The sequence below is a fragment of the Streptomyces hilarionis genome, from assembly GCF_024539675.1.
GTDB classification, from domain to species: domain Bacteria; phylum Actinomycetota; class Actinomycetes; order Streptomycetales; family Streptomycetaceae; genus Streptomyces; species Streptomyces hilarionis.
Window position 1 is genome coordinate 1 of the sequence record NZ_JAHHIT010000463.1, and the last position, 419, is coordinate 419.

Below are 419 nucleotides of genomic sequence, written 5' to 3' on the forward strand. Positions count from 1 at the left end.
TCACTGTTGTGAGTGGTCTTGCCGCAGCCGCACGGCATGGAATCTTGATCAAGGGTGGTGCCTACCTGGAAAGCGGGCGCCTGCTGAAGGTGGTTGCTCTGGATAAAACAGGCACGTTGACTCAGGGCAAGCCAGTTCTGACTGACTCAGATATATTCAGTGACTTGTCTATCGAGAAGGCAACTTTGATTGCTGCGAGTCTTGATGAGCAAAGTACCCACCCAGTAGCGAAAGCATTGGTCAATGGGTGGAAATCGCAGCAGCCTGGCGCTGTGGCTCTGCCTGTCAGTGACTTCAGTGTGCTAAATGGCCGAGGCGTGAAAGGCACGATCGACGGTCATCTTTGGCATCTAGGCAACCATCGTTTGGTTGAGGAGTTGGGCGTGTGTTCTTCGGAGCTGGAGGCCAGACTTTCACGG

The 419-nt window shown here is 53.9% G+C and carries 1 protein-coding gene; it reads left to right on the forward strand.

Going from position 1 to position 419, the window contains the following annotated elements; all coding sequences use genetic code 11:
- Positions 1–44: 44 nt before the first annotated feature.
- Positions 45–419, forward strand: a 375-nt coding sequence (locus KMS84_RS43955) for an HAD family hydrolase (protein ID WP_256921354.1), incomplete at its 3' end; no start/stop codon positions are given.